Source organism: Rhodopseudomonas rhenobacensis (genome assembly GCF_014203125.1).
Lineage (GTDB): Bacteria > Pseudomonadota > Alphaproteobacteria > Rhizobiales > Xanthobacteraceae > Rhodopseudomonas_A > Rhodopseudomonas_A rhenobacensis.
Map to the genome: position 1 here is coordinate 49,171 of NZ_JACHIH010000024.1, position 26,578 is coordinate 75,748.

Here is a 26,578-nt window from a genome sequence, read left to right on the forward strand (position 1 = left end):
GCGTCGAGAAAGTTTGTTGCTGCGCGGGAGGTCGCGGCGCAGTCGCAGGCGGTTTGTTGCGGGCTGCCGCGCCACGAAATTGCGATTGTCGGCGCGCAGCAGGCTTGCCGATTATTGTGATGCGCGGCGGTGAAATTCCGACCTAGACTGCTTAGAATAAATCAAAGACCGCTGAAACAAGTCCGGGTCGCAAGAGGCTGCAAAGGCCGCATGAGGGTGGAATGGGTTTGAACCAAGGTGCGATCAGTCTCGATCAGAAATACACCCAGGGCTCGGGACATATCTTCCTCACCGGCATCCAGGCGCTGGTGCGGCTGCCGATGGCGCAGATCCGCCGCGACCGCGCCATGGGCCTCAACACCGCCGGCTTCGTCACCGGCTATCGCGGCTCGCCGCTCGGCGGCTACGACCAGCAGCTGATCGCGGCGCGAAAACATCTCGAGCAGGTCAACGTCAAATTTCAGCCCGGCGTCAACGAAGACCTCGCCGCCACCGCGATCTGGGGCACCCAGCAGCTTAATCTGTCGCCCGGCGCGCGCCACGACGGCGTGGTCGGGATCTGGTACGGCAAGGGGCCGGGCGTCGACCGCTGCGGCGACGTGTTCCGCCACGCCAACGCGGCAGGCTCCGCCAAGCATGGCGGCGTGCTGTGCCTCGCCGGCGACGACCACGGCGCCAAATCCTCGACTGTGCCGCATCAATCCGACCACGCCTTCATGGCCGCCTTGATGCCGTATCTCTACCCGTCGTCGATCCATGAGATCATCGAGATGGGCCTGCTCGGCATCGCGATGTCGCGCTATTCCGGTTGCTGGGTCGGCATGAAGGTGATCACCGAAACGGTAGAGACCACCGCGGAGATCAACCTCAACGACGAGATGACGCCGTTCATCATCCCCGCCGATTTCGAAATGCCGCCGGGCGGATTGAATCTGCGCTGGCCCGACGACCGTTACGACCAGGATCGCCGGCTGCAGGACTACAAGGGTTTTGCGGCGATCGCCTTCGCCCGCGCCAACCGGATCAACCGCGTCACCATGGATAGTCCGAACGCGCGGTTCGGCATCATGGCGTCGGGCAAGAGCTACGAGGACACCCGCCAGGCGCTGCGCGAACTCGGCATCACCGAACAGGTCGCGGCGCGGATCGGGCTGCGGCTCTACAAGATCGGCATGCCGTGGCCGCTGGAGCCGCAGGGCGTGCGCGACTTCGCCCATGGGCTGGAAGAGATCTTCGTCGTCGAGGAACGCCGCGAGATCGTCGAGAACCAGGTCAAGCAGGCGCTGTTCAACGCGCCGGACGGCGCGCGGCCGCGCATCGTCGGCAAGATGGACGATCGCGACCATCGCTTCCTGCCGTTCGCCGACGAACTCAGCGTCGCCAAGGTGGCGACTTCGCTGGTCGACCGGCTGCTGGCGATGCAGATCGATCCTGACATTGCGGCATTGCTGCGCGGAAAAGCGGACTGGTTTCACGGCCGCGAGGCCTCGCAGGTGCAGGCGGTGGTGCCGATCACCCGCACGCCGTATTTCTGCTCGGGCTGTCCGCACAATACCTCGACCAAGGTGCCGGAGGGCAGCCGCGCGCTGGCCGGCATCGGCTGCCATTTCATGACGCTGTGGATGGACCGCTCGACCTCGACCTTCACCCATATGGGCGGCGAGGGCGTGCCATGGACCGGCATCGCGCCATTCACCGATGAGCAGCACATCTTCGCCAATCTCGGCGACGGCACTTACTTCCATTCAGGCAGTCTGGCGATCCGGCAGTCGATCGCATCGAAGGCCAACATCACCTACAAGATCCTTTACAACGACGCCGTGGCGATGACCGGCGGGCAGCGCCACGACGGCGACCTGTCGCCGCAGCAGATCACCTTCCAGCTGCACAGCGAGGGGATCCGCGAGATCGTTCTGGTGTCGGAAAATCCCGACGCCTATCCGGCGGCCGACATCGCGCCGGGCACCAAGCTGGCGCATCGCGACGAACTCGACAGCGTGATGAAGACGCTGCGCGAGGTGAAGGGGGCGTCGGCGATCGTGTTCGTGCAGACCTGCGCGGCGGAGAAGCGTCGCCGCCGTAAACGAGGGACGCTGGAGGATCCGCAGCGCCGCGTGGTGATCAACGCCGCGGTCTGCGAAGGCTGCGGCGATTGCTCGGTGCAGTCGAATTGCATTTCGGTGGAGCCGTTGGAAACTCCGCTCGGCCGCAAGCGCACCATCAATCAATCGAGCTGCAACAAGGATTACTCCTGCCTGAAGGGCTTCTGTCCGTCCTTCGTCACCATCGAGGGCGGCCAATTGCGACGCCGCGCCCCGGTCGATCTCGCCGATCTCGGCGAACTGCCGGAGCCGGCCACGCTGCCCACGCTGGAGCAGCCCTACAATATCGCGGTCGGCGGCGTCGGCGGCACCGGCGTCTTGACGATCGGCGCACTGTTAGGGATGGCCGCGCATATCGAGGGCAAGGCGTCGATGATTCTCGACATGTCGGGGCTGGCGCAAAAAGGCGGCGCGGTGCTGAGCCACGTGCGGCTGTCCGGCAGCCCGGATGACGTCACCTGTTCGCGCATCGTCACCGGCACCGCGGATCTGTTGATCGTCGCCGACGAGGTGATGGCGATTTCCAAGGACACGCTGTCACTGTGCGAGCCCGGCCGCACCCACGGCGTGGTCAACACCCATCTGATCCCGATCGCGGATTTCATCCGCAACCGCGATTTCGATTTCCAGACCGGCAAGGTCAACGGCGTGCTGGCGGCGGCGCTGCGCAAGGATTCCGCCTTCATCGATTTCACCAAGGCGGCGGAAGCGCTGCTCGGCGATTCCATCGCCACCAACATGATGATGATGGGCTTTGCCTATCAACGCGGGTTGTTGCCGCTGCAAGCCTCTTCGATCGAGCAGGCGATCGAGCTGAACGGCGTGTCGATCAAGATGAACAGCCAGGCGTTCAAGCTCGGGCGGCTGGCGGCAGCCGATCCGGCGCGGCTCGCCGCGATGCTGCACGGCGCCGACGACACCGTGGCGGAAAAGACGCAGGACGAGATGTCGCTCGACGAGATCATCGCGCATCGCAGCGCGATGCTGACCGGCTACCAGAACGCCAAGCTCGCCGCGCGCTATCGCGCGCTGGTCGACCGGGTGCGTGCCGCGGCCGAGGGCGGCGGCTATGGCGACGCGTTGCCGCGCGCGGTGGCGATCAACTACGCCAAGCTGCTGGCCTACAAGGACGAGTACGAGGTGGCGCGGCTGTTGACCGACAAAGCCTTCGAACACAGCATCCGCGAGCGCTTCGAGGGCGAGTTCAAGGTCAACTTCCATCTGGCGCCGCCGATCCTGCCCGGGCTCGACGTCAGCGGTCGGCCGAAGAAGCGGCAATTCGGCGAGGCGATGCGGCCGCTGTTCAAGACGCTGGCGAAGCTGCGCTTCCTGCGCGGCACGCCGTTCGATGTGTTCGGCTATCACCCCGAGCGCAAGCTGGAACGCGACCTGATCGCCGGCTATGAGCGGGACATAGCCACCGTGCTGGAGCGGCTGTCGCCGCGCACCGCGTCGTTCGCGGTGGAGCTGTTGTCACTGCCGGATCGGATCCGCGGCTATGGCCCGATCAAGGAGAAGGCGGTGCAGGACGCCAAGGCGCGCTACGCCGAACTCGCCCGCGAGATCGCCGATCCGCCGCCGCTGCCTTTGCCACAACTCGCCGCGGAGTAGGGCGGGGCGACGGTTACTTCGTCATTGCGAGCCGAGGTCGGCGCGTAGCGCCGAGCGCGAAGCGAAGCAATCCAGAGGCCACCTGCGCGGCCCTGGATTGCTTCGTCGCAAGAGCTCCTCGCAATGACGCATTCGCGGTGGTCGTCCCTTGCCAAGTCTCCTCACGTGGGCGACAAAACCGCCAACTAAAAAAGCGCCCGAAGGAAACCTGATGCCGCTCGACTACGATGCCGTGATGGGGCTGAAGCTGTTCGGCCAGAAATACGCCTGGACCGACCGCGAGGTGATGCTCTACGCCGTCGGCATCGGCATGGGCGCCGATCCGCTCGACGAGCGCGAACTGGCCTTCGTCAATGAGGCCACTTACACCGCGCGGCCGCTGCAAGTGGTGCCAAGCTTCGCCTCGGTGGCGGCCTGGGGCGCCTCGCCGGGGCCGATCGAGGTCAACCGGCTGCTGGTGGTCGACGGCGAGCGCGACATCACGTTCCACAAGCCGCTGCCGGCGGCGGCCGAGATCACCGCGGACGTCAGCGTGGTCGGCGTTTACGACAAGGGCAAGGACAAGGGCGCGGTGATCATCCGCCAGACCGTGCTGCGCGACGCGCAGGGCGAAGCGCTGGCGACGCTGAAGGCCTCGCAATTCGCCCGCGGCGACGGCGGCTTCGGCGGTCCCTCCGAAGGCCAGCCCGAACCGCACCAGGTGCCTGAGCGCGCGCCGGATCGCATCATCGATATCGCGACGCGGCCGGATCAGGCGCTGCTGTATCGGCTGTGCGGCGACCGCAATCCGCTGCATTCCGACCCGGAATTCGCGCGCCGCGCCGGCTTTGCGCGGCCGATCCTGCACGGCATGTGCACCTACGGCATCAGCTGCCGCGGCATTTTGCAGACTTACGCCGATTACGATCCCACAGCGTTCCGTCAGCACGCCGCAAGGTTCTCCGCGCCGGTCTATCCCGGCGACACCGTGACAATGGAATTGTGGAAAGACGGCAACGTGATCTCGTTCCAGGCCAAGGTGAATGCGCGGGCCGTCACCGTGATCAAGAGCGGCAAGACCGTGCTGGGATAGTGCGGGAGCTTTGGCAAACGAACTTGCAACGTCGGCAGCGCGCTCCCTCTCCCCGCAAGCGGGGAGAGGTGAAGAGCCGCGCCGCGTCCGGGACACAGCGAAGCTTGCGAGATTTTCCGCGCCGAGGGTGATATTCAGAGTGCCGCGCGGTGGTTCTGAGGCCGGGCTCCCTTGACGCAACGAGATTAGAGGCACGTGATGAAACTCACCCCCGCAGCCGCCGGCACATTTGCAATTGCGCCGACGCCGTTTTTTGACGACGGCCGGATCGACGACGCCTCGATCGACCGGCTCAGCGATTTCTACACCGAGGTCGGTTGCGACGGCGTCACCGTGCTCGGGATTTTGGGCGAAGCGCCGAAGCTCGAGGCCGCCGAAGCCGAGGCGATCGCGCGACGTTTCGTCAAACGCGCGGAGAAGTTGCAGGTGATCGTCGGCGTCTCGGCGCCGGGCTTCGCGGCGATGCGCTCATTGGCGCGCGCCGCGATGGACGCCGGCGCTGCCGGCGTGATGATCGCGCCGCCGCCGAGCTTGCGCACCGACGATCAGATCACCGGCTATTTCCGCCAGGCGGCGGAAGCGATCGGCGACGACATTCCCTGGGTGCTGCAGGATTATCCCTTGACGATCGGCGTGCAGATGACGCCTTCGGTGATCCGCAGAATCGTCATGGACAGCATTTCCTGCGTGATGCTGAAGCACGAGGACTGGCCCGGCTTGGAGAAGATCTCGACGCTGCGCGGCTTCCAAAAAGACGGCTCGCTGCGGCCGCTGTCGATCCTCACCGGCAATGGCGCGCTGTTTCTCGACTTCGAGATGGAGCGCGGCGCCGACGGCGCGATGACCGGCTACGCCTTCCCGGAAATGCTGATCGACGTGGTGAAGCTGTCGCAGGGCGGCCAGCGCGACGCCGCGCATGACCTGTTCGACGCGCATCTGCCGCTGATCCGCTACGAGCAGCAGCCCGGCGCCGGCCTCGCGGTGCGGAAATATATTCTGCAGAAGCGCGGCGTGATCGCCTCGTCGGCGCAGCGCAAGCCGGGCTCGGCGATCAGCGCTACCGCCAAGGCCGAGGTCGACTATCTGCTGTCGCGGGTGGCGCGGGTCGATCCGCGCGCCAATCTGCGGGCGCAGGCTGCCGCCGCCGAATAGCCGAGGCCGCGACGGCGGCGGGCAAAACCGCTGTCGCCGCGGATCTCGCTGTGCGGAACGACCGTCCGCGTGGAAAGCCGCGCACCGATGCGCCGTGCCGGTTCCCCCCGGGCGGCAACTCGGCCTATATTGCGGCCAGCGGGAGAGCCACGAACCAGCCATGGCATCGGTCATCGCAGCGTATCTGGAGCGCGCCAAGTCGGTTTCGCTGTCGATCCGTCAGCTGACGTTCGGCAGCTTTCTGCTGCTGCTGGCGATCATCGTCGCGACCTCGATCGCCAGCGTGGTGGCGTTGCGGCACATCGACGCCACCTTCGGCGAGTTGCAGCGGCTGCAGAGCGTCGACGAACTCGCCGAGGAAATCGAACGCAAGATGAGCGAAGTCCGGCTCGCGGCGCGCGACTTCGTCACCGATCCCGGCGGCCAGCCCGGCCGGGTGTGGGAGGCCACCTCCGCGCTCAACGCGCTGCTGAAAAAGACCCGGCTGGAGCTTGCGCCCGACCAGCAGGAGATGATCGACGGCGTCTCGGCGCGGCTGACCAAATATCGCGAGGGCATCGAGCGCATCACCGCGCTGATCCCGCGCCGCGCCGAGCTGATCGCCTCGGTGCCGCCGCTGCGCGATCAGTTCGAGGCCGCGGTCGATGCATTGCCCGATCGCGCGATGGCGGCTGACCTTTATCGCGAACGCAGCCGGATCGCCGCCTCGCTGTTGTCCAACGATCCGACCGGCGCGGAGCGGGCGGCGCTGAAGCTGCGCAGCCTCAGCGAAGGATCGCCGGCGTTGCGCGGCGCGACGTTGGACTATTCCGACGCCATCGTGTCGCTGGCCCGGGTGGAGCGCGACATCGTCGAGCTCGACAAGGAGGTGCTGGGCGGTGAAGGCCGGCAGATCGGCCGCGTCACCGACCTGCTGCGCGATCTCACCGCGCGCCGCGGCCGCGTGCTGGCGAACGATTTCGCCCGCACCCTGGCCGAGGACAAATGGCAGAGCATCGTGTTCGGCACCGCGGGCGTGCTGCTCGGCATCCTCGCCGCCGCCTATGTGGTGCGGCGCACGGTGGGACCGCTGGCGGCGATCGCCGCGGCGATCCGCGCGCTCGCCGCCGGCGAGAAATACACCGCGATTCCGGCGATCGAGGTCGAGAACGAGATCGGCGACATCGCCCGCGCCGCCGAGGTGTTCCGCAGAACCCTGGTCGACGCCGACGCCGCGCGCGAGGCCGCGCTGCACGCGCTGGCCGAACAGCGGCTGGCCGAGGAAAGCTATCGCAAACTGTTCGAGGGCTCGATCGACGGCATCTACGTCACCACGCCCGAGGGCGCGCTCGTCAACGCCAATCCGGCGCTGGCGCGGATGATGGGCTACGAAACCCCAGCCGAACTGATCGCCCGGATCGGCGACATCGCCAACACCATCTACGTCAATCCGGCGACCCGCGCGCAGTATCGCCACATCATGGACCGCGACGGTTTCGTCCGCGAATTCGAGTATCAGGCGCGGCGCCGCGACGGCGAGATCCTGTGGCTGTCGGACAGCGCCAGCACGGTGCGCGACGCCGACGGCAAGATTCTGCGTTACGAAGGCGCGGTACGCGACATCACCGATCAGAAGCGCGCCGAACACGCCGTGGCGGAGGGCCGGCGGCTGCTGCAGCAGGTGATCGACACCGTGCCGGCGGTGATCAACGTCAAGGACACCCAGCTGCGCTACGTGCTGATGAACCGCTACATGTCGGGGGTATTCGGCATCGATCCGAAGGACGCCATCGGCCGCACCACCGCCGATCTGATGGCGCGCTACGGCGAGCGCAAGACCGACGCCAACGACAAGCGCGTGCTGGCGACCGGCGACGGGCTCGGCTTCTACGAGGAGGAGTATGTCGATTGCAGCGGGGTAATGCGGCAGTGGCTGGTCAACAAGCTGCCGCTGCTCGATTCCCGCGGCGAGGTCGAACGCATCGTCACCGTGGCGCTCGACATCGGCGACCGCAAACGCGGCGAACTGGAAATGCGCAAGGCCAAGGATGCCGCCGAAGCCGCGCTGAAGAACCTGAAAGAAACCCAGAACTCGCTGATCGAAGCCGAAAAGCTCGCAGCGCTCGGCCGGCTGGTCGCCGGCGTCGCCCACGAGGTCAACAATCCGGTCGGCATCAGCCTGACGGTGGCCTCGTCGCTGGAGCGCAAGACCGCGCAGTTCACAGCCGAGGTCGAGCGCGGCAATCTGCGCCGCTCCAGCCTGACCGATTTTCTCGAGACCAGCCGCGACGCCGCGACGCAACTGGTCGCCAATCTCAATCGCGCTGCCGAACTGGTGCAGTCGTTCAAGCAGGTCGCCGCCGACCGCAACTATTCCGACAAGCGGGTGTTCGATCTGGCCGATCTCACCGAGCAGGTGGTGATGAGTTTGAAGCCGGGCTTGCGCAAGCAGAACCTGGCGCTGTCGGTCGACTGCAAGCCGAACCTCACCATGAACAGCTTTCCCGGCCCCTACGGCCAGGTGCTGACCAACCTGTTCTTCAACTCGATCTCGCACGCCTTCCCGAATGGCGACGGCGGCAAGGTCGAAATCAAGGTGCAGGAATCCGGCGACGACCACGTCGAGATCCTGTTTGCCGACGACGGCTGCGGCATGACCCACGAGGTCCGGCGCCGCGCTTTCGATCCGTTCTTCACCACGCGGCGCGACCAGGGCGGCACCGGGCTCGGCCTGCATATCGTCTACAGCATCGTCACCAACCGGCTCGGCGGCCGCATCAGCCTGAACTCCGAGCCGGGCGCCGGCACCAAGGTGCGAATCGTGCTGCCGCGCGAAGCCCCGCAGGAGGCCGACGCGCGCGGCTGATTGCTCGCGCGCTGGCGCGGACAAAACGTCGCGGCCGTTGACATTGATGTGAAGGCGCGCGGCGTGTCGGCTTGACCTGCGTCAAAGGTTGCCGGTGCTCCCGCATTCTATGCTGCCGGTATTGCGGGCCACGGCGGAGACGGGCGACGAAGAATTGATTGTGACGATCGTTGAGATCACCGCGCCCGCGCGCGCCGAGCGAACCTCACACTTCCCTCTGACCAGACGTCGTTGCGTGCCGCAACAGGGCTGCGGCGGTGGCGCTCTGTGCCGCGGCGGAACGCGGTGTCTTCCAAAATCCAATCATTGCCGCCCGCCAACGCCACGCGATGAAGCGGCCGATCGCGCGGCGACGCGTCGACGCCGATGCCGCCACACGGTGGTGCAGATCAACCAGAAAGGCACCAGGGACTTGCGATGAACGAGACTTTGCGCTTCGAGGCGAGCAGCCGCGAACAGCTGGCGCAGCAGTTCGAAGACAGCCGGCGCAATCGCGTGCTGTGCCTGGAGTGGCTGGCGAGCGTGTTCGCCGCGCCGCCCGGCTACGACACCGTGGTGTCCTATCGCAGCTGCGAATTGGCGCTGTGGCTCGATCAGCTCGCGCTCGACCCGGCGTTCTCCGCCGGCATCGCGCGGATGCAGGCGGCGCTCGATCCCGCGCTCGACGATGACACGCTGACTGCGCGGCTCGGCATCGGCTTCGGCCGGCTGTTTTCCGGGATCCGCGGCCGCGACTGCATCCCGCCATATGAGTCTGCATTCCGCGGCGACGGCCGGCTGTTCCAGGTACCGACCGCGGAGATGGAGGCGCTGCTGGTCGTGCACAACGTCGTGATCGCCGGCGGTCTCGCCGAGCCGGCCGATCACCTGTCGGTCGAGCTGGCGCTGCTGGCCCGGCTGATCGCGGCCGATCATCCGGCTGCGCGCGACCTGCAGCTGCGCATCGCCCGTTGGGTGCCGGATTTCTGCGACACCTGCATCGCCCGCGACCGGCTCGGCTTCTGGGCCGGCGCCGCGATGGTGCTGGAGGCGATCATCGATCACGACGCCCGGCTGATGCAGGCCGGCGCGCGCTACTTCATTCCGGCGTGACGGAGGGCGGCATGACCAGCGGGATCGGCGGCGCGGCATTGTCCGGTCACAGCCTGCTCAACGGCGGCGTGGCGCTGGTCGCGCTCGGCGGCTTCGGCCCGCCGCTCCTCGTCGCAGCCGCACGCGCGACCTCGGGCGAGGGCGCCCCGCGGATGCCGAGCGATCGGCACGGTGCCGCGTTCGATGCGGTGTATGCGCCGACCCGGATCAAACACCCGATGGTGCGCCGCGCCTACCTGGAGCAGGGCGCCGGCGCTGAACGCGGCAGCCGCGGCAAGGGCGATTTCGTCCGCGTCAGTTGGGAGCGGGCGCTGGATCTGGTCGCCGCGGAATTGCGACGGGTGGCCGGCGTCCATGGTTCGGCCGCGGTCTTCTCAGGCGCCGATGGCGGGGAAAGCCGCGGCCAATTGCACGGTCGCCCGCGGCTGTTGCGCCGACTGATGAGCCTCACCGGCGTGGCCGTCGCGGCGTGCGATGCGCCGCGGGCGGCGCCGTGGGACGCCGCCGAGGCCGGCGAGATCAAGCTGGCCTATTGGCTGGGCGGCCTTCTGCCCGTCGCTGGCGCGGACCGCAACCGGCTGCTGCGGCTGTGGCGGTCGCTGGAGACTTGCATCGTGCAGGACTCTCACTGGACGCCGGCCGCCCGCCGCGCCGACATCGTGCTGCCGACCACGACGTCCTGGGAACGCGACGACATCGAATGCGTCGACGACGAGGCCGGCCGCAGCCTCCGGCCGATCAAGCGGCTGATCGCGCCGCTGTTCGAGAGCCGGAGCGACCACGCGATCTTCGCGGCCCTCGCCGAGCGGCTCGGTAAGGGCCAGGCCTTCACCGAAAGTCGGAGCTAGTGTCCCGAATCCGAAGTTCGCTGCCCTCGATCCACGCACTTTGGCGAACTTCGGATTCGATAGGACACTAGCAATTCACGATTCTAGTGTGGTTTCGGTTCAGAAGTTCTCTTTAAGGACTCGCGGCAAGAAAGAAGAGAACTTCTGAACCACCACACCAGCTTGGCTGGATACGGTCGTTTTACGACGCCGCTTTGCTGCGAGCCAGGCTTCCGAATGGTGCGAAACCGGAGCTCGCGAGCTTTTGGAGCTGACGGCGTGGTGGCGCTCCGTCTGAGGAAGTCCATGGGACCTGGCGCGCCGAATGAGCGGACTGAACGATCCTGCCTTCGTGTCGACCTCGTAGTTTTACGTGTTTGGAACTTAAGTTCCTGCAAACTTCTCGTAGTTATACGGTTGAGGTTTCATCATGCGCGGAAGCCGAACACAGCCCGCGCTGCCTCTCACGGAGACTTCCTCATGTCATTTGCTGATCGGTTCAGGCTGACAATCGGTCGCAAGATTTATGCGGTGATCGGGCTCGGTTGCGTGGGCCTGCTCGGCATTACCTGGCTGGACTCCCACGAGCTGTCGTCCGGCGTGCGGCAGCAGAAACAGATCGAGCTGCAGCATCTGGCGGATTTGGCGCTCGGGATTGTCAAGGACGAGCAGGCGCTCGGCCAAGCCAGCGGCATTGCGGTCTCCGAAGCGCAGAAGCGCGCGCAGGCACGGATTGCCGCGCTGCGCTACGGCAACAACGATTACTTCTTCATCACCGACCTCGACAACGTCATGGTGATGCATCCGATCTCGCCCAAGCTCAACGGCCAGAACGTCGGCGACACCAAGGACGCCAACGGCAAGAAGCTGTTCATCGAGATGAGCGACACGGTGCGGCGCGCCGGCAGCGGGCTTATCGAATATCAATGGGCCAAGCCGGGCAAGGACAAGCCGGCCCCCAAGCTGACCTACGTCACCGGCTTCACGCCGTGGAATTGGGTGATCGGCACCGGCGTCTACATCGACGATCTCGACGAACAGACCTGGACCGCGACGCAGCGCTCGCTGATCGCCGCCGCTTTGGTGGTGCTGGTCACGCTGGCGGTGTCGATCCTGATGGCCGGCCGGATCACCAAGCCGTTGCATCAGATGACCGCCGCGATGAAGGCGCTGGCCGGCGGCAAGCTCGACGTCGCCGTTCCGGGAATCGGCCGCAGCGACGAAATCGGCGAGATGGCGGAGGCCGTCGAAGTGTTCAAGACCAATGCGGTGGCGCGGCAGCGGCTGGAGGCCGAGCAGCACGAGCTGGAAGCGCGCGCCGCCGCGCAGCGCAAGGCCGACACCAACAAGCTCGCCGACGATTTCGAAGGCGCGGTCATCGAGATCATCCACACCGTGTCGTCGGCCTCGACCGAACTGGAAGCCTCGGCCACGAGCTTGACCTCGACCGCCGAGCGCTCGCAGCAGCTCGCCACGGTGGTCGCGGCGGCGTCCGAGGAAGCCTCGACCAATGTGCAGTCGGTGGCCTCGGCGACCGAAGAGATGACCTCGTCGGTCAATGAAATCAGCCGCCAGGTGCAGGACTCCGCCCGCATCGCCCATGAGGCGGTGGATCAGGCGCGCAAGACCAACGACCGCGTCGGCGAATTGTCGAAGGCCGCGGCCCGGATCGGCGACGTCGTCGAACTGATCAACACCATCGCCGGGCAGACCAACCTGTTGGCGCTCAACGCCACCATCGAGGCGGCACGGGCCGGCGAAGCCGGTCGCGGCTTCGCGGTGGTCGCCAGCGAGGTCAAGGCGTTGGCCGAGCAGACCGCGAAAGCCACCGGAGAGATCGGCCAGCAGATCACCGGAATCCAGGCCGCCACCCAGGACTCCGTCGCCGCGATCAAGGAGATCAGCGACACCATCGGCAAGATGTCTGAGATCGCCTCGACCATCGCCGCGGCGGTGGAAGAGCAGGGCGCGGCGACCCAGGAAATTTCCCGCAACGTGCAGCAGGCGGCGCAGGGGACCCAGCAGGTCTCGGCCAATATCGGCGATGTGCAGCGCGGCGCCAGCGAGACCGGCTCGGCCTCCGCAGAAGTGCTGTCGGCGGCGCAATCGCTGTCGCGCGACAGCAGCCGGCTGCAGGACGAGGTCAGCCGTTTCCTGAACACCGTCCGCGCGGCCTAGCGTCCGGCGGCGATCGCCGCCAGCAAGGACGCATGATCCACCCACGATCCACCGGCGCGCCAAGGCGCGGCGGTGCGATGCCCGCGCGAATGGAAATTTTCTCTCTCACAGCGTGTGGTACGACATTCCTCTATCGTGGTACCGTCCGGCCGGGATCTACTACGAAATAATTCTCTGTCACAATTCGTACATTTACGAAGCTGTGAGATTTGCGGTCCTACCTCGTGACAAGCTCTGCGGCAGATTGCCTCGCCCCATGCGGGACGCGCGCCGCTGTTTTCGGCCCGGCCATGCCGACCGGCCGTCATGCTTTGCGAGGGACTCATGTTACGGATATTCCAGAATGTCAGGATCGGCACCAAGCTGTGGATCGCGTCTGCGCTCGGCATCCTGCTGATCGGCTGCATGATCTACGGCCAGGTCACCGGCAGCGTCACGGTGCGTCAGGCCCAGGACAACGTGGTTCGGGTGTTGTCGTTTGCCGGCGCCGCCACCGAGGCCAAGGCTTCGGTGAGCGGCATGCAGCTTGCCGTGGCCGACATCGTGCTGGCGACGACGCCGGATGCGATCCGCGCCGCGCGCGACAGCTTCGCGGCCCGGCAGAAGGACGCCAGCCGTTTCATCACCGGCGTCGCCGACCTGATCCGGCTGCAGGAAAACCGCGACCGCCTCGCCCGCCTCAACACGCTGATCGGCGAGTTCGCCAAGGACGCGCAGCAGATCGCCGCGCTACGCGGCGAGATCAATAGCCTCGAGGCCGGCGCCATGGAGTCCGCCGCGGCCGCCTCGGAGGCGGTGCGCGAGATCAGCGCGCTCAAGGATCAGGTGGCGCGGATCCGCCACGACAAGGTGGTGCCGACCGGCGCGGAGATGGAGACCCTGACCAACGCCCTCATCGTCTCGGGCAAGCAGCTCAGCGATCAGGCCACCGCCGCCGCCGCCGCCGAAGCGATTTCGGTCGAGCGCTGGGCGCTGGCGATCGGGCTCGCCAACGCGCTGTTGATGATCGCGACCTCGATCTTCACCTCCACCACGATCGCGCGGCCGATGCAGGCCCTGAGCCGGGCGATGGTGGAGCTGGCCAACGGCAATTTCGGCGTGGTGCTGCCGGGGCTCGGCCGCAAGGACGAGATCGGCGACGTCGCCGGCGCCGTCGAGACCTTCAAGGTTAAGGCCGAGCAGAGGGCGCAGGCCGAGGCGGAGGAAAAGGCGCGGCAGGATCAATCGGCCGCGGCGCAGCGCAAGCAGGAGATGATCAAGCTCGCCAACGAATTCGAAGGCGCGGTGGGCGAAATCGTCGAGACCGTATCGTCGGCCTCGGCCGAACTGGAGAGCTCCGCCGGCACGCTGACGGCGACCGCGGAGCACGCCCAGCAGCTTGCTACCATGGTGGCGTCGGCCTCCGAGGAAGCCACCACCAACGTGCAGTCGGTGGCCTCGGCGACCGAAGAAATGAGCTCGTCGATTTCCGAGATCGGCCGTCAGGTGCAGATGTCGGCGCGGATCGCCGGCGAGGCGGTGCAGCAGGCGCAGAAGACCAATCACCGGGTCGGCGAATTGGCCAAGGCGGCGGCGCGGATCGGCGACGTCGTCGAACTGATCAACACCATCGCCGGGCAGACCAATCTGCTGGCGCTGAACGCGACGATCGAAGCCGCCCGCGCCGGCGAGGCCGGACGCGGCTTTGCGGTTGTGGCGAGCGAGGTCAAAGCGCTGGCCGAGCAGACCGCCAAGGCCACCGGCGAGATCGGCCAGCAGATCACCGGCATCCAGGCCGCCACCCAGGAATCGGTGGGCGCGATCAAGGAGATCGGCGACACCATCGGCAAGATGTCGGAGATCGCCTCGACCATCGCGGCGGCGGTGGAGCAGCAGGGCGCCGCGACCCAGGAGATCGCCCGCAACGTGCAGCAGGCGGCGCAGGGCACCCACGAGGTGAGTTCGAACATCACCGACGTGCAGCGCGGCGCCTCGGAGACCGGATCGGCCTCGTCGCAGGTGTTGTCGGCGGCGCAATCGCTGTCGCGCGACAGCAACCGGCTGAAGGGCGAGGTCAGCAAATTCCTGCAAACCGTGCGCGCGGCCTGAGCCGCGCGCGCCGAACTACGCGTCACCCGAATTGCAGCCGCAGCGCCGCGCAACGCCTTGTTGCGCGGCGTTGTGCGTTTGCGCCCGTTGTTTGCGCAGTGCGAAAAATCATACCTCGTAGTTTTACGAAGCCTTCATGCCGCATCAGCGAAGGTAAAATCGAAAGGTGACGGCGATCAACAGCTCGGCTGCCTTTCCTGAACGCCAAGCGCGGAGCCGCGTGGCGGTCGGCGGCTTCTTATCCAAACCAAGGACTTCACCATGCTCGCGAGGCTGTCGATTCGCGCCAAGATCACCACCGTCGTCGCTTTCCTGCTGCTCGCCATGACCGGCATCGGCCTCTTGGCCGTCAGCAACATGCGGGCGATCAACGCCACCGCCGTCGAAATTCAGACCAAGTGGATGCCGAGCGTGCGCATTCTCGGCGACCTGCGCGGCGCGCTGTTCACCTACCGCAACATGGTGCGCGAACACATGCTGTCGGAAACCGCGCAGACCAAGGCGGCCACCGAACAGCGGCTGGCCAAGCTGATGGGGCAGATCGCCGAGATCCGCCGCGATTACGAGGGTCTGCTGACCACGCCGGCGGAGCGCGCGATCTATCAGGAATGGGCCGCGATGTGGGCGGAGTTCGAAAAGGGCAACGAGCAGGTGATGGCGCTGTCGCGCAAGGCCGCGGGCCAGGTGCCGCACGACGCGCATGAGCTCAGCTACAACGTCGTCAATCCGGTCGGCCTCGCGTCCGACGCGGTTCTGAAGAAGAGCATCGACTACAACAACAACGGCGCCGCCGCGGCGAGCCGCGCCGCCGCCGAGACCTACGACAACGTGCAGATGCTGTTGGCGATCATCCTCGGCCTGGCGATGCTGACCGGCATCGGCATCTCGATCTATCTGGTGCGCGACGTTGGCCGTGGCATCGCCTCGATCATCCGCCCGATGCAGGCGCTGGGCGACGGCGACCTGACCGCCGAAGTGCCGCATCAGGGCGAGACCAACGAGATCGGCGCGATGGCCGACCGGCTGCAGATGTTCAAGGAGGCGCTGATCGCCAAGAAGGCCGCCGACGAGGCGGCGGCGGTGGAAGCCGACGTCAAGATCCAGCGCGGTCATCGGGTCGACGCCATCACCCGCGACTTCGAGGCCGTCATCAGCGAGATCATCGACACCGTGTCGTCGGCCTCCACCGAGCTCGAAGCCTCCGCCGGCACGCTGACGGCGACCGCGCAGCGTGCCCAGCAGCTCACCAGCAATGTGGTGACGGCGTCCGAAGAGGCCGCCACCAACGTGCAGTCGGTGTCGTCCGCGACGGAGGAGATGACGTCCTCGGTCAACGAGATCAGCCGTCAGGTGCAGGAGTCCGCGCGGATCGCCGGCGACGCGGTGGAGCAGGCCAAGCAGACCAACGACAGCGTCGGGCAGTTGTCGCAGGCGGCGGCAAGGATCGGCGACGTCGTCGAACTGATCAACACCATCGCCGGACAGACCAACCTGTTGGCGCTGAACGCCACCATCGAAGCCGCCCGCGCCGGCGACGCCGGCCGCGGCTTTGCCGTGGTGGCCGCCGAGGTCAAGGCGCTGGCCGAGCAGACCGGCAAGGCGACCGGCGAGATCAGCCTGCAGATCAACGGCATCCAGACCGCGACGCAGCAGTCGGTCGGCGCCATCAAGGAGATCGGCATGACCATCGGGCGGATGTCGGAGATCGCCGCGACCATCGCCACGGCGGTCGAGCAGCAGGGCGCCGCGACCCAGGAAATCTCCCGCAACGTCACCCGGGCGGCGCAGGGCACCCAGCAGGTCAGCAGCAACATCACCGACGTGCAGCGCGGCGCCAGCGAAACCGGATCGGCGTCGTCGCAGGTGCTCTCGGCGGCGCGGTCGCTGTCGGCCGACAGCAACCGGCTGAAGGTCGAGGTCGACAAGTTCCTCAGCACCGTGCGGGCGGCCTGAGCGAGGGGGCCCGACGCGGGTTTCGCTGTCGGGCGCACCACGTGAACGACAGGCCGGTCAGGATCGCGTTTGTGAAAACGTGGTCCTGATGCCGGCGCCTCGCTGCGGTGCCGAACCGACTAATCGGCGTCGGCGAGCTTGCGCAGCGTGGCGCGGAACAGCAGGCTGGCCTTGCCGACCAGCGCGGTGCCGTTCATCACCGCCGCGGTCGGGGTGGCGGTGCCGGAGACGCCGATCCCGACCGGGTTCTTCTGGCCGCCGAACAGCGGGTTGGCGTCGGGGCTGGGAGTATGCTGGCTGACCAGCACCTCGCCCTTGAAGGCGTCGCCGGCCACCGTGTAGCTGCCCGTATAGTATAGGTAAGCATCACCGCCCAGAATGACGCCGTTGCGAAAAAGCACAACGCCGCTTCCCTTGCCGGATCGCCCATCGAGCAGATCGACATGGATCGAGTACAGGCCGTTCAGCATATCGTCCCGGCTTTGGTCTGAGGTCCCACTACGAGCGCAGCTCGTGTTATGCCAAAGCCGGGCGGACGTCGTCAACGCGGCACATGATCACTTCCTGCGTCGCGTGGCGGGGGGCTGCGGCGGCGCGCGCCGAGCAGCCGGCGGGCGGGCAATCAGCAGCGGGAGCGGCGCTCGGTCTCAGCCGTGACGGTTCAGCGCCTCGGCGTGGGATTTGTTGGCGGCGTAGCATTCGCAGGTGAGTTCGGTCAGGCCGTCGACCCGGGTGATCTCCACCTGGCCGCGGCTGTAGCGAATGATGCCGGCGTGCTGCAGCGCCCCCGCCACCAGACCTCCCCCGACCGTCACCCGATATGACATCGCGCCGGTGCTGTCGCTGGGCGATGCCACGCTGACGGTGCGGACCGCCGGCGATCTCCGGCTGCAGACCGTACTCGACCCGATGCTGGCCATCGATCCGATTTCCAAGGACCCTGACGACCCGAGGAATATCTCGAAGCAGACTCTGATGTTCGGTTATTCCGGCAACAGCAAGCTCAGCCTGTCGTCGTCCGGCGGCAACGTCACGCTGGTCAATCAAGCGAGCTATCTGTCGCAGGACGTGACCACCGACTTCAACAATGTCGGCTCGAACGTGCAATCTGCCAATACCAAAGCCGGCAACATGTACCCGGCGCTGACCAGCGTGGTCGCGCTCAACGGCTCGATCGAAAACCTGAACCGCTTTAACGTATTGCCTGCCGCGCAAGGCGAGGTGCTGATGTTGGCCGCAAATGACATCGACCTCGGCAGCATTCTGATGTCGCGCGCCACCACCGCCATGCTGGCGTCGCCGTTCCTGCCGTTCGGCAGCTCGGCGCTGCAGATCGGGGCGCTCAACGTCGCTCAATGCGGTGCTCGATCCCGGCGTCACCATCCAGGGCCCGGGCGGATTGCTGCTGACCGCCGGGCGCGACGTCTATGCCGATACCATCGGCATCGTCAGCACCGGCAACTACTCGTTGCTGAGGACGCCGAGCGCGGTGCCGATCGCGATCAAGGGGCTTTCCGCAGCCTGCTGAGTACGGCCCGACATGTGTTGGCCGAAGGGTGCTCGCGCCGGCCATGGCGCATCGCCGCCAGCATGTCGGCGCGGGTCGAGGATGGCGTGACCGACCTCGACGAGGTCCTGAAGGATCGGCTGAATGGCCTCAAGGCCGGGCGCGACCCGGCACGGGCGGTTATGGAACGGGCCAAGTTCTACGCTGGCGGCGCGATCCAGCTCGATCCGGCCTTGGTCGAAAGCTCTGGGGGCATGATGCGCGAGCACCTCGCCACCGGCTCAATTCGGTTCCGGAAGGCCTACTTGCAGTCCATCATCGATGCCGTCGAAGCCGATGACGCCCAAATCCGGATCCGGGCAGTAAAGACCAGCTTGAAAAAGCAGTCCTGGCGAGCCGCCCCGGCACGTTGGAGCGTTCGCAGATGAGTACTGAGTGGCGCGCTCGGAGAGATTCGAACTCCCGACCCTCGGAATCGAAATCCGATGCTCTATCCAGCTGAGCTACGAGCGCACGGCGGCACCATACCTTGCCTTGCTGCGAAAGGAAGCCCCCGAGCCGTGGGGCGGGGGGCTTTTTCCACGTCGTTTCAACGGGCTGGGCATTTTTTCGCCGAATTGCGATGCTTAACGAAATGCTAACACAGTCACGCCAGACTCTTGCCGTCTGGTGCGCTGGCGCCAGACCGACTATCGTCGAACCGTTCAACCTGGGTTTGCATTCCATCCATGCGTTTATTTCCGCTCCTGCTGCTGCCTGCGCTGCTGATCACTGGGTCAGCGCGCGCCGACCTTCGCATCACCCGCGATCACGGCGGCTATGTCACGGAATACAAGGCAAAGTACGAGCGGATCCGGGATCGCCGCGAGCGCGTCATCATCGACGGCATCTGCAATTCGGCTTGCACCATGGTGTTCGGCATCGTGCCGATGAACAAGATCTGCGTCACCCCGCGCGCCAGCCTCGGCTTCCACCAGGCCTATTACGACAAGGCGTTCACCTTCGGCATCAAGGTCACCAGCTACGAGGGGACATCCGACCTGATGTCCTATTATCCGCAGCCGGTGAAGGAATGGATCAGCCGCAACGGCGGGCTGACCACCGAGATGAAGAAGATCAGGAACGGCACCGATCTGTGGAGGATCGTCGATCCCTGTCCGGAAGATTTCTGATCGCTCAGGCGAATACCCGGTTGCGTCCGGCCTGTTTGGCGACGTAGAGCCGCTGGTCGGCGCATTCGATCGCTTCGAGCGCGGACTCGCCCGAACTCGCCACATAGGCGCCGACGCTGACGGTGACGATCGCGCCGTCGCAGAAATCCGGATGCGGGATCGCCAGCTCGGCGACCGCGCGGCGCAGCCGTTCGGCGACCGCCAAGGTCTCGGTGCGGTCGGCGTCGGGCAGGATCACCGCAAATTCCTCGCCGCCGTAGCGCGCGACAATATCGTCGGAGGATCGCAACGCGGCTTGCAGCGCGCCGGCGATCAGCCGCAGGCAGCGGTCGCCGCCGGCATGGCCGGCGCGATCGTTGAAGCGCTTGAAATTGTCGACGTCGATCATCAGCACGCCGCTGCCGCGCGACGGCGCCAGTGGAAAGCCGCAGCGCTCGATGGCTTCGTCGAGATAGCGCCGGTTGAAGATGCCGGTGAGCGGATCGATGGTCGACAGCGCCGCGAGCCTGGTGTTGGCCTGGTGCAGCTCGATGGTCCGCTCGGCGTCGACGGCGCGCATCCGCCGCAGATCGGTGATCCGCTTGTCGCGCTCGCGGCGGATGTTCAACGACACCAGCGCCAGCACGACCCCAAGCCCGATCAGGTCGGTGTTGTTCCAGCTCGGCGGCCACCGCAGCCCGGTGGCGACGATGCCGCCATAGGCCAGCATCGAGATCGCCAGCAGCAGGCGGGTGTGCAGCAGCGGCAGCACCGCGAAGATCGTCGCTGAGAAGATGATGAACAGCGCCGCCATCATGTAGCGGCTGGCCGACGGCTCCGGCGCCCATTGGCCGATCGCGGTGGCGGCGACCACAAAGGCGAAGGTGCCCACCGCGTTGCTCAGATCGATCAGCGCGGGATGACGCGAGCGCCGATTGAGCGCGATGGCCAGCAACAACAGCGGCGTCACCACGCCGACGCGCAGCATCATCGCCACCTGCAGGCCGTTGTTATCAAGCAACATCCAATCGGTGGCGAGCGCCAGCAGATCGATGGCCATGATGGTCACCAGCCAATGCCGGCGCGGGTTCTGCAGCCGGTCGACCGTGGGGGCCGCGGCATCGCTACGCTCAGAGACGGTGTCTGAGTGGGGTGACCGCGCGCGCTCGCGCGTGATCTGCGACCCGTTGCTATCAATACTCATCTGACGCCCCCAATTGGGCAAAAGCCATAACGCATCTTTGCTAAGCCGCAGTAACCAGCGTTGCTCAACAAAGTGATAAGCGGACGTGCGACGCCGCTGCGTCCACCACCACGGCTGCTATGCGAGGGCGATCGCGCCGCTCATCACCGGCACGCAATCGCCGCCGATCATCGTCGCGGTGACGACGCCGCCGCGCTTCTCCGCGCTGGCCTGCAGCAGGCTCGGCCGCCCCATCTCGACGCCCTGCGCGATGCGCTTCGACAGCGACAGCTCCGGCTCGGCGCGCAGCGTCGCCAACAGCCCGATCAACGCGACATTGGCGCTGCCGGTCGCGGGGTCTTCGAAAATTCCGCGATGCGGCGCGAACATCCGGGCGCGGATATCGACCTCGTCGTCCGCAACCTGGGTGTAGAGCAGAACGCTGGTGGCAGGCTGCCGCGATACCTGATCGCGAAACACGTCGATGCGCGGTTCGGCGGCCGACAACGCATCGCGGTTGGTCAGTTCGGCGATGATGAACGCCGCGCCGCAGGAGGCGATGCAGGGCTGGTGGTTGGCGGTCTCGATGTCGTCGAACGACAGCGAACAGGCCGAGCCGATCAGTTCGGCGGCGACCTTGGCGCCGATCGTCAGCGGCTGCGGCGAGGCCAGCCGCGCGCCGCTGACGCGGCCGCCGTCGCGCAGCACGTCGACCGCGACGAGGCCGGCCTGCTCCTCGAAAATGAGCGCTGCGCCATCGATCGGCCGGCCGTAGCAGGCGCCGGCGCGCGCCAGCACGAAGGCGGTGCCGACATTGGGGTGGCCGGCGAACGGCATCTCGTGCCGCGGCGTGAAGATCCTGACTTGCGCGGTGTGCGCCGGATCCTTCGGCGGCAGCACGAAGGTGGTCTCCGACAGGTTGAACTCGGCGGCGATCGCCTGCATCTGATCGCCCGACAGCGCTTCGGCGTCGAGCACCACGGCCAGCGGATTGCCGCTGAACTGCGCCGACGTAAAAACGTCCACGGTCTCGAACGACAGCCGCATCATTGCCTCCTGGTGCATCGCGCGATGCGGGATCGATTGCGCGCCAACCGATTATCGTATTTCGTGGGTCTCAAACATACGAGCCGGCGCCCAGGGAGACAATGCAGCGAAATATCGACAGCTTGGCCGCGCGCGCCGCGCCGGTGATCTTCGTGGTGCTGTGGAGCACCGGCTTCGTCGGCACCAAATACGCGCTGAACGGCGCCGAGCCGCTGACCTATCTGGCGATCCGGATGCTGCTGGTGGTGGCGCTGATGGCCGTGATCGCAGCGATCGGCCGGCCATGGTGGCCCGATCTCAAGGGCGTCGGCCACAGCATCGTCGCCGGCCTCCTGGTCCACGGCTTCTACCTCGCCGGCACCTCGATCGCGATCGCGCATTCGATCCCCGCCGGGCTGTCGGCGCTGATCCCGGGATTGCAGCCGATCCTGATCTCGACGCTGGCGAGCCGCTTTCTCGGCGAGCGGGTGACGCCGCTGCAATGGGGCGGGCTGCTGCTCGGGCTCGGCGGCGTGCTGATGATCCTGCACAATCGAACGATGAGCGGCGACGCCGGTTGGGGCTGGTTCGCCTCCGGCGTGGCGCTGGTCAGCATCACCATCGGCACGCTGTATCAGAAGCGGTTCTGCAGCAAGATCGACTGGCGCGCCGGCAACGTCATCCAGTATCTGGCGGCGCTGGTGTTGTACGCGGGTGGGGCCTGGCTGTTCGAGACCCGCGAGGTGCATTGGACCGCGGAGTTCGTCGCGGCGGTGGTGTGGCTCGCGGTGGTGCTGTCGATCGGTTCGATCGGTCTGCTGTACTGGCTGATCCGGCGGCACGCCTCGACGTCGGTGGCGAGCCTGTTCTACCTGGTGCCGGCGGTGACCGCGCTGATGGCCTATGGGCTGTTCGGCGAGCGGCTCGATGCGCTGGCGATCGCCGGCATGGTGGCCTGCGCCGCGGCGGTGTTGCTGGTCAACCGGCCGCGCGGTTGAGAGCTCGCAGCTCGTGTCCGTGAAGCCCTGAGCCGCTGCGAGAGGGCGAGGGCCGGTCGGCGGAAGCCTCCAAGATCGTGGGGGGCTTCCGCCGACCGAAGCGCTTCGATCAGCGCTTCGACTTCTTGGCCTTCTTCGCAGCGGACTTCTTGCCGGCCTTCTTCGTGGTCTTCTTGCCGACGGCCTTGGCAACCTTCTTCACGGCCTTCTTCGCCGACTTGCCGGCCTTCTTCGCAGCCTTGGCGGCCTTCTTGGCAGTCTTCTTCGCGGTCTTGGCGACCGACTTCGCGGCCTTCTTCACGGTCTTCTTGGCCTTCTTGCCGACCGCGGCGGCCTTCGCCTTGGTGGTCTTCTTGGCGGCGCCCTTCTTGGCTTTCTTGGCGGGCGCCTTGGTCGCCTTGGTCACCGTCTTGGCGACGGACTTGGCGGCCTTGCGCGCGCGCTTCGCCACCTTCTTGGCAGTCTTCTCGGCGGCCGTTGCGGCCTCGCCGATCGCGTCGGTTACTTGATCGAGTATCGGTTTGTCGTCGGTCATCTTCATCCCCCAAGGGTTATTGAAAACGCGACGATAACCGATTCGCGGCAATGGTGTTGAAGTGGCGCGCGTCAATCAGTTGTTTCGCACAGTCGCGTATGCTGCAAGCGCACGCTGCCGCGCGACGCGGTGATCGACCATCGGGTGCGGGTAGCTGTCGCCGAGCGTGACGCCGGCGGCGGCGAGTTCGAGCGGCGTCGCGGTCCATGGCTGATGGATCAGCTTGGTCGAAAGCCCTGCAATTTCCGGGATAAAACGACGCACATAGTCGCCGTCGGGATCGAACTTCTCGCCCTGCAGGATCGGGTTGAACACCCGGAAATACGGCGCCGCATCGGCGCCGCAGCCCGCCACCCACTGCCAATTCGCCGGGTTGCTGCCGGGATCGGCGTCGACCAGCGTGTCCCAGAACCAGGCTTCGCCGCAGCGCCAGTCGAGCAATAGATGCTTGACCAGGAACGACGCCGCCACCATGCGCACGCGGTTATGCATCACTCCGGTGCGCCAGAGTTGCCGCATCCCGGCGTCGACCACCGGATAGCCGGTGCGGCCTTGCTGCCAGGCGCTGAGCGCGACCGGGTCGCTGCGCCAGGGAAAGCGATCGAACGCCGGCTGCAGATTGCGCGTCGCAAGGTCAGGGTGGTCGAACAAAAGGTGGCGGCAGAATTCCCGCCAGCCGAGCTCGCTCAAGAACTTGTCGACGTCGGCGGCGAGCGCCGGCCGCTCCGCCGCGGCGAAGCGCGCGGTGTGCCAGACCTGTCGCGGACTGATCTCGCCGAAGCGCAGATGCGGCGACAGCCGCGAGGCGGCGAGGCGATCGAGACGATCGCGTTCGGTCGCATAGCCGTCGATCGCACCGTGCAGAAAGTGCTGCAGGCTGCGCTGCGCGCTGGCTTCGCCAGGCTGCCAGTCGGCGCGCAGACTGCCGGCCCAATCCGGCTGCGTCGGCTCGAGCGCCCAGTCCTCGAGCTTGTCGCTGGCAATGCGCGGAGCTGCGGCGAAGGCGGATGGCGCCGGCAACGGCAGCGGCGGATCGCCGAGCGCGCGCACCCGTTTCCAGAACGGCGTGAACACGCGCAGGCCGCGACCCTCCGCGGTGCGGACCGTCGACGGCGCGGCCAACAGATCGCCGGGGCAGCACTGCGCGGCGATGCCGAGCTCGCCGAGCCGGCTGGTCAGATCGTCGGCGAGGGCACGGGCAGGCGCATTGGCGATGTCGTTCCAACTGACGCTGCCGGCGCCGACCTCGCGCGCGATCTCTGCGACGATGCCCGCCGCCGGGCCGCGGCGCAGCACCAGCGCGGCGCCGCGCGCCGCGAGATCGGCGGCAAGGCTGCGCAGCGACTGCGCCAGCCACCAGCGCGAGGCGCCGCCGAGCGGACGCGCGCTCGCTTCGTCGAGCACGTAAAGGCACAGCACCGCCGCGCCGCTGCGCACCGCATGGCTGAGGGCGGGATGATCGGAGACGCGCAGATCGTCGCGAAACCAGACGATCGAAATCGGGGCAGGGCTGTTGTCCATCCGGCCATGTTAGCCGGATCCGCGCTCTTCAGGCGATCGGTGTCGGCCGCGTGTTGCAACCTTGGGCGATTTCGCGCGTAACTGCGGAACCGCTGCGCGAACACTTGGAGGGCGACTTGAAGCGATATGCTATTCTCTATCTGGCGACGTTCCTGATCCTGATCCCGCTGGATTTCCTGTTTCTCGGAACCATCGCCAAGAACTTCTTCTTCGATCAGGTCGGCGACATGCTGGGCGAGGTCCGGCTTTCGGCGGCGATCCCGTTCTATCTGCTCTACGTCGTCGGCGTGCTGGTGTTCGTCAATGGCGGGCGCGACGCCACCTGGTCGTCGACGCTGGTCTATGGCGCGCTGTTCGGGCTGTTCTGCTACGCGACGTTCGAGTTGACCGCGATGTCGCTGCTGAAGCACTGGACCTGGCCGGTGGTGGCGCTCGACATCTCCTGGGGGGCGTTCATGACGGCGGTGTCGGCGACGCTCGGTCTGCTGATCACCAACTGGCTGGCGCCGAAGCTGTAGCCGCCCTCAACGCTTTGTGATCGGACGCGATCGCGGGTGAAGCTCTCTCCCGCGATCGCCCAATTAGTTAATGTTCATTAACAGCGCTCTGAAATCACTACGAAAAATTGATTTAAATTGCCCCGATTTGGGAATCGTCCGTAGTTGCCGCGTGGGCTTTGCCCCGGTACCAAAATCAGACTTCGAACTGCCCTGAGAAAGCCGCCGACGCGCCGCACCGGCGCCGGACCGGCCTGCGACTCGAACGTCCGTGACGCAAGTCGCGGCGACAAATTGGCCACGCATCGACGCCGGATGCGACCAAAGTCGAGGTCTTAACGGAACGTTTACACCAGCATGGAAATGCTGGGCTCTAGCAAAAAGAGAAGAGTAACCAATGACTGCCACCCCCACTGCCGAATTGATCGGCGCCATTGAACCCTCCCGGATTGCCGACCGCTACACTGCGGCGCAAGCGCTCGCCGTTGTGCGCGACGGAGTGATCACCGGTGAGGGCCCGACGACCATGGGTCGTATCCACTTTTCCCGCGCGCTGGACGCCGATGACGCGGCGCTCTGCGCGCGGATCCTGACCGCCGCCGCGGTCGAGAACCAGCCGGTGAGCCGCGCCGAAGCCGAGGCGCTGTTCGAGATCAACAACGCCGCCGCCGAGCGCAGCGACGACGGCCAGTTCGACGACCTGTTCGCCAAGGCGGTGGTGCATCACGCCGCGTCCGCCTCCGGGCTGCCGGTGCCGTCGCGCACCGTGGCCTTGGCGCCGGACACCGCGATCGAGAGCTGGGCGCCGACCCAGGCGGTCGGCGTCAACACCGAAGTGCTGGAGTGGATCGCGCGGCAGATGCGCGGCACCCGCCGCAGCAATCAGACCCTGACGCGGCTGGTCGCCACCGTGATCGGCGCCGCGACGCTGCCGTTGCTGCAATGGCCCGGCGTGTTCGACCTCGGCGCCTAATCGCGATCAATCATCGGATCGAAGGCGGCGGGCCAATCGAATGGCCCGCCGTTGTTGTTTGTCCGGCTCGAGCCCCAGCGCGCGGCCGGGAGCCCGGCGGCGTCGAAACAGCGCTGCCCGCCGACCCGCTGGAATCGCAGCGCCGTGCGCTGCCCGCTGAGGTCGCGAGGCAGGGCAGCGGCGGTTGTCGCGAATCTGCGCCATCGTCGGCGCGGTGTCCGGCTTCACGGTCAACGCCCGCAGGCCGTCGGGCATCACCAGGATCAG

Annotated in this window: 20 protein-coding genes and 1 tRNA gene; 14 read left to right on the plus strand and 7 right to left on the minus strand. The window is 66.5% G+C overall.

Features of this window, described 5'->3' with window-relative positions; genetic code table 11:
• Nucleotides 1-221: 221 nt before the first annotated feature.
• From HNR60_RS17200 to HNR60_RS17240, 9 genes are all read left to right on the plus strand, one after another.
• Complete coding sequence (locus HNR60_RS17200) at nucleotides 222-3,713, plus strand: indolepyruvate ferredoxin oxidoreductase family protein (protein ID WP_184259675.1); 3,492 nt, start codon at nucleotides 222-224, stop codon at nucleotides 3,711-3,713.
• A gap of 211 nt (nucleotides 3,714-3,924) precedes the next feature.
• Nucleotides 3,925-4,785, plus strand: coding sequence for a MaoC/PaaZ C-terminal domain-containing protein (locus HNR60_RS17205; protein WP_184259677.1), 861 nt, complete (start codon nucleotides 3,925-3,927; stop codon nucleotides 4,783-4,785).
• Between the two features lie 198 nt (nucleotides 4,786-4,983).
• A complete protein-coding gene (locus HNR60_RS17210; RefSeq protein ID WP_184259679.1) occupies nucleotides 4,984-5,937 on the plus strand; it encodes a dihydrodipicolinate synthase family protein in 954 nt (317 codons plus the stop codon).
• A 160-nt stretch (nucleotides 5,938-6,097) separates the two neighbouring features.
• Entirely contained in the window at nucleotides 6,098-8,782 is a 2,685-nt protein-coding gene (locus HNR60_RS17215) for a PAS domain S-box protein (RefSeq protein WP_184259681.1), read from the plus strand.
• Nucleotides 8,783-9,199: 417 nt separating this feature from the next.
• Entirely contained in the window at nucleotides 9,200-9,874 is a 675-nt protein-coding gene (locus HNR60_RS17220; RefSeq protein ID WP_184259683.1) for a TorD/DmsD family molecular chaperone, read from the plus strand.
• An 11-nt stretch (nucleotides 9,875-9,885) separates the two neighbouring features.
• Entirely contained in the window at nucleotides 9,886-10,722 is an 837-nt protein-coding gene (locus HNR60_RS17225; RefSeq protein WP_184259685.1) for a molybdopterin-dependent oxidoreductase, read from the plus strand.
• Between the two features lie 459 nt (nucleotides 10,723-11,181).
• Nucleotides 11,182-12,879, plus strand: coding sequence for a methyl-accepting chemotaxis protein (locus HNR60_RS17230; RefSeq protein WP_184259687.1), 1,698 nt, complete (start codon nucleotides 11,182-11,184; stop codon nucleotides 12,877-12,879).
• Between the two features lie 324 nt (nucleotides 12,880-13,203).
• Nucleotides 13,204-14,967, plus strand: a complete 1,764-nt coding sequence (locus HNR60_RS17235; RefSeq protein ID WP_184259689.1) for a methyl-accepting chemotaxis protein — start codon at nucleotides 13,204-13,206, stop codon at nucleotides 14,965-14,967.
• Nucleotides 14,968-15,228: 261 nt separating this feature from the next.
• Complete coding sequence (locus HNR60_RS17240; protein ID WP_184259691.1) at nucleotides 15,229-16,920, plus strand: methyl-accepting chemotaxis protein; 1,692 nt, start codon at nucleotides 15,229-15,231, stop codon at nucleotides 16,918-16,920.
• Between the two features lie 119 nt (nucleotides 16,921-17,039).
• Here HNR60_RS17240 and HNR60_RS17245 read toward each other — a convergent pair whose 3' ends face one another.
• Both HNR60_RS17245 and HNR60_RS17250 read right to left on the minus strand, forming a co-directional pair.
• The gene (locus HNR60_RS17245; protein ID WP_184259693.1) at nucleotides 17,040-17,390 is read right to left on the minus strand and encodes a GrlR family regulatory protein; all 351 of its coding nucleotides are present in this window, start codon (nucleotides 17,388-17,390) and stop codon (nucleotides 17,040-17,042) included.
• 177 nt (nucleotides 17,391-17,567) lie between these two features.
• Complete coding sequence (locus HNR60_RS17250) at nucleotides 17,568-17,747, minus strand: hypothetical protein (protein ID WP_184259695.1); 180 nt, start codon at nucleotides 17,745-17,747, stop codon at nucleotides 17,568-17,570.
• Between the two features lie 7 nt (nucleotides 17,748-17,754).
• Between HNR60_RS17250 and HNR60_RS17255 the strand changes: the two genes are divergently transcribed.
• Complete coding sequence (locus HNR60_RS17255) at nucleotides 17,755-18,855, plus strand: hypothetical protein (RefSeq protein WP_184259697.1); 1,101 nt, start codon at nucleotides 17,755-17,757, stop codon at nucleotides 18,853-18,855.
• Between the two features lie 8 nt (nucleotides 18,856-18,863).
• On the opposite strand, the gene HNR60_RS17260 is transcribed toward HNR60_RS17255, so the two are convergent.
• Nucleotides 18,864-18,940 (minus strand) — tRNA-Arg (locus tag HNR60_RS17260).
• A gap of 215 nt (nucleotides 18,941-19,155) precedes the next feature.
• On the opposite strand from HNR60_RS17260, the gene HNR60_RS17265 reads away from it, so the two are divergent.
• Complete coding sequence (locus HNR60_RS17265) at nucleotides 19,156-19,599, plus strand: hypothetical protein (protein ID WP_184259699.1); 444 nt, start codon at nucleotides 19,156-19,158, stop codon at nucleotides 19,597-19,599.
• Nucleotides 19,600-19,603: 4 nt separating this feature from the next.
• Here HNR60_RS17265 and HNR60_RS17270 read toward each other — a convergent pair whose 3' ends face one another.
• A complete protein-coding gene (locus tag HNR60_RS17270) occupies nucleotides 19,604-20,638 on the minus strand; it encodes a GGDEF domain-containing protein (protein WP_184259701.1) in 1,035 nt (344 codons plus the stop codon).
• A gap of 261 nt (nucleotides 20,639-20,899) precedes the next feature.
• Entirely contained in the window at nucleotides 20,900-21,808 is a 909-nt protein-coding gene (locus tag HNR60_RS17275) for a PhzF family phenazine biosynthesis protein (protein WP_184259747.1), read from the minus strand.
• Nucleotides 21,809-21,909: 101 nt separating this feature from the next.
• Here HNR60_RS17275 and HNR60_RS17280 point away from each other — a divergent pair, with 101 nt between their 5' ends.
• On the plus strand, nucleotides 21,910-22,785 hold the full coding sequence (locus tag HNR60_RS17280) for a DMT family transporter (RefSeq protein ID WP_184259703.1): 876 nt from the start codon (nucleotides 21,910-21,912) through the stop codon (nucleotides 22,783-22,785).
• Nucleotides 22,786-22,894: 109 nt separating this feature from the next.
• Here the strand turns inward: HNR60_RS17280 and HNR60_RS17285 are convergent, their stop codons facing one another.
• Both HNR60_RS17285 and HNR60_RS17290 read right to left on the minus strand, forming a co-directional pair.
• On the minus strand, nucleotides 22,895-23,320 hold the full coding sequence (locus tag HNR60_RS17285) for a hypothetical protein (RefSeq protein ID WP_184259705.1): 426 nt from the start codon (nucleotides 23,318-23,320) through the stop codon (nucleotides 22,895-22,897).
• 75 nt (nucleotides 23,321-23,395) lie between these two features.
• A complete protein-coding gene (locus HNR60_RS17290) occupies nucleotides 23,396-24,841 on the minus strand; it encodes a cryptochrome/photolyase family protein (RefSeq protein ID WP_184259708.1) in 1,446 nt (481 codons plus the stop codon).
• A gap of 116 nt (nucleotides 24,842-24,957) precedes the next feature.
• Here HNR60_RS17290 and HNR60_RS17295 point away from each other — a divergent pair, with 116 nt between their 5' ends.
• Both HNR60_RS17295 and HNR60_RS17300 read left to right on the plus strand, forming a co-directional pair.
• The gene (locus HNR60_RS17295; protein WP_184259711.1) at nucleotides 24,958-25,359 is read left to right on the plus strand and encodes a DUF2177 family protein; all 402 of its coding nucleotides are present in this window, start codon (nucleotides 24,958-24,960) and stop codon (nucleotides 25,357-25,359) included.
• 376 nt (nucleotides 25,360-25,735) lie between these two features.
• Nucleotides 25,736-26,311, plus strand: coding sequence for a hypothetical protein (locus tag HNR60_RS17300; protein ID WP_184259715.1), 576 nt, complete (start codon nucleotides 25,736-25,738; stop codon nucleotides 26,309-26,311).
• Nucleotides 26,312-26,578 lie beyond the last annotated feature (267 nt).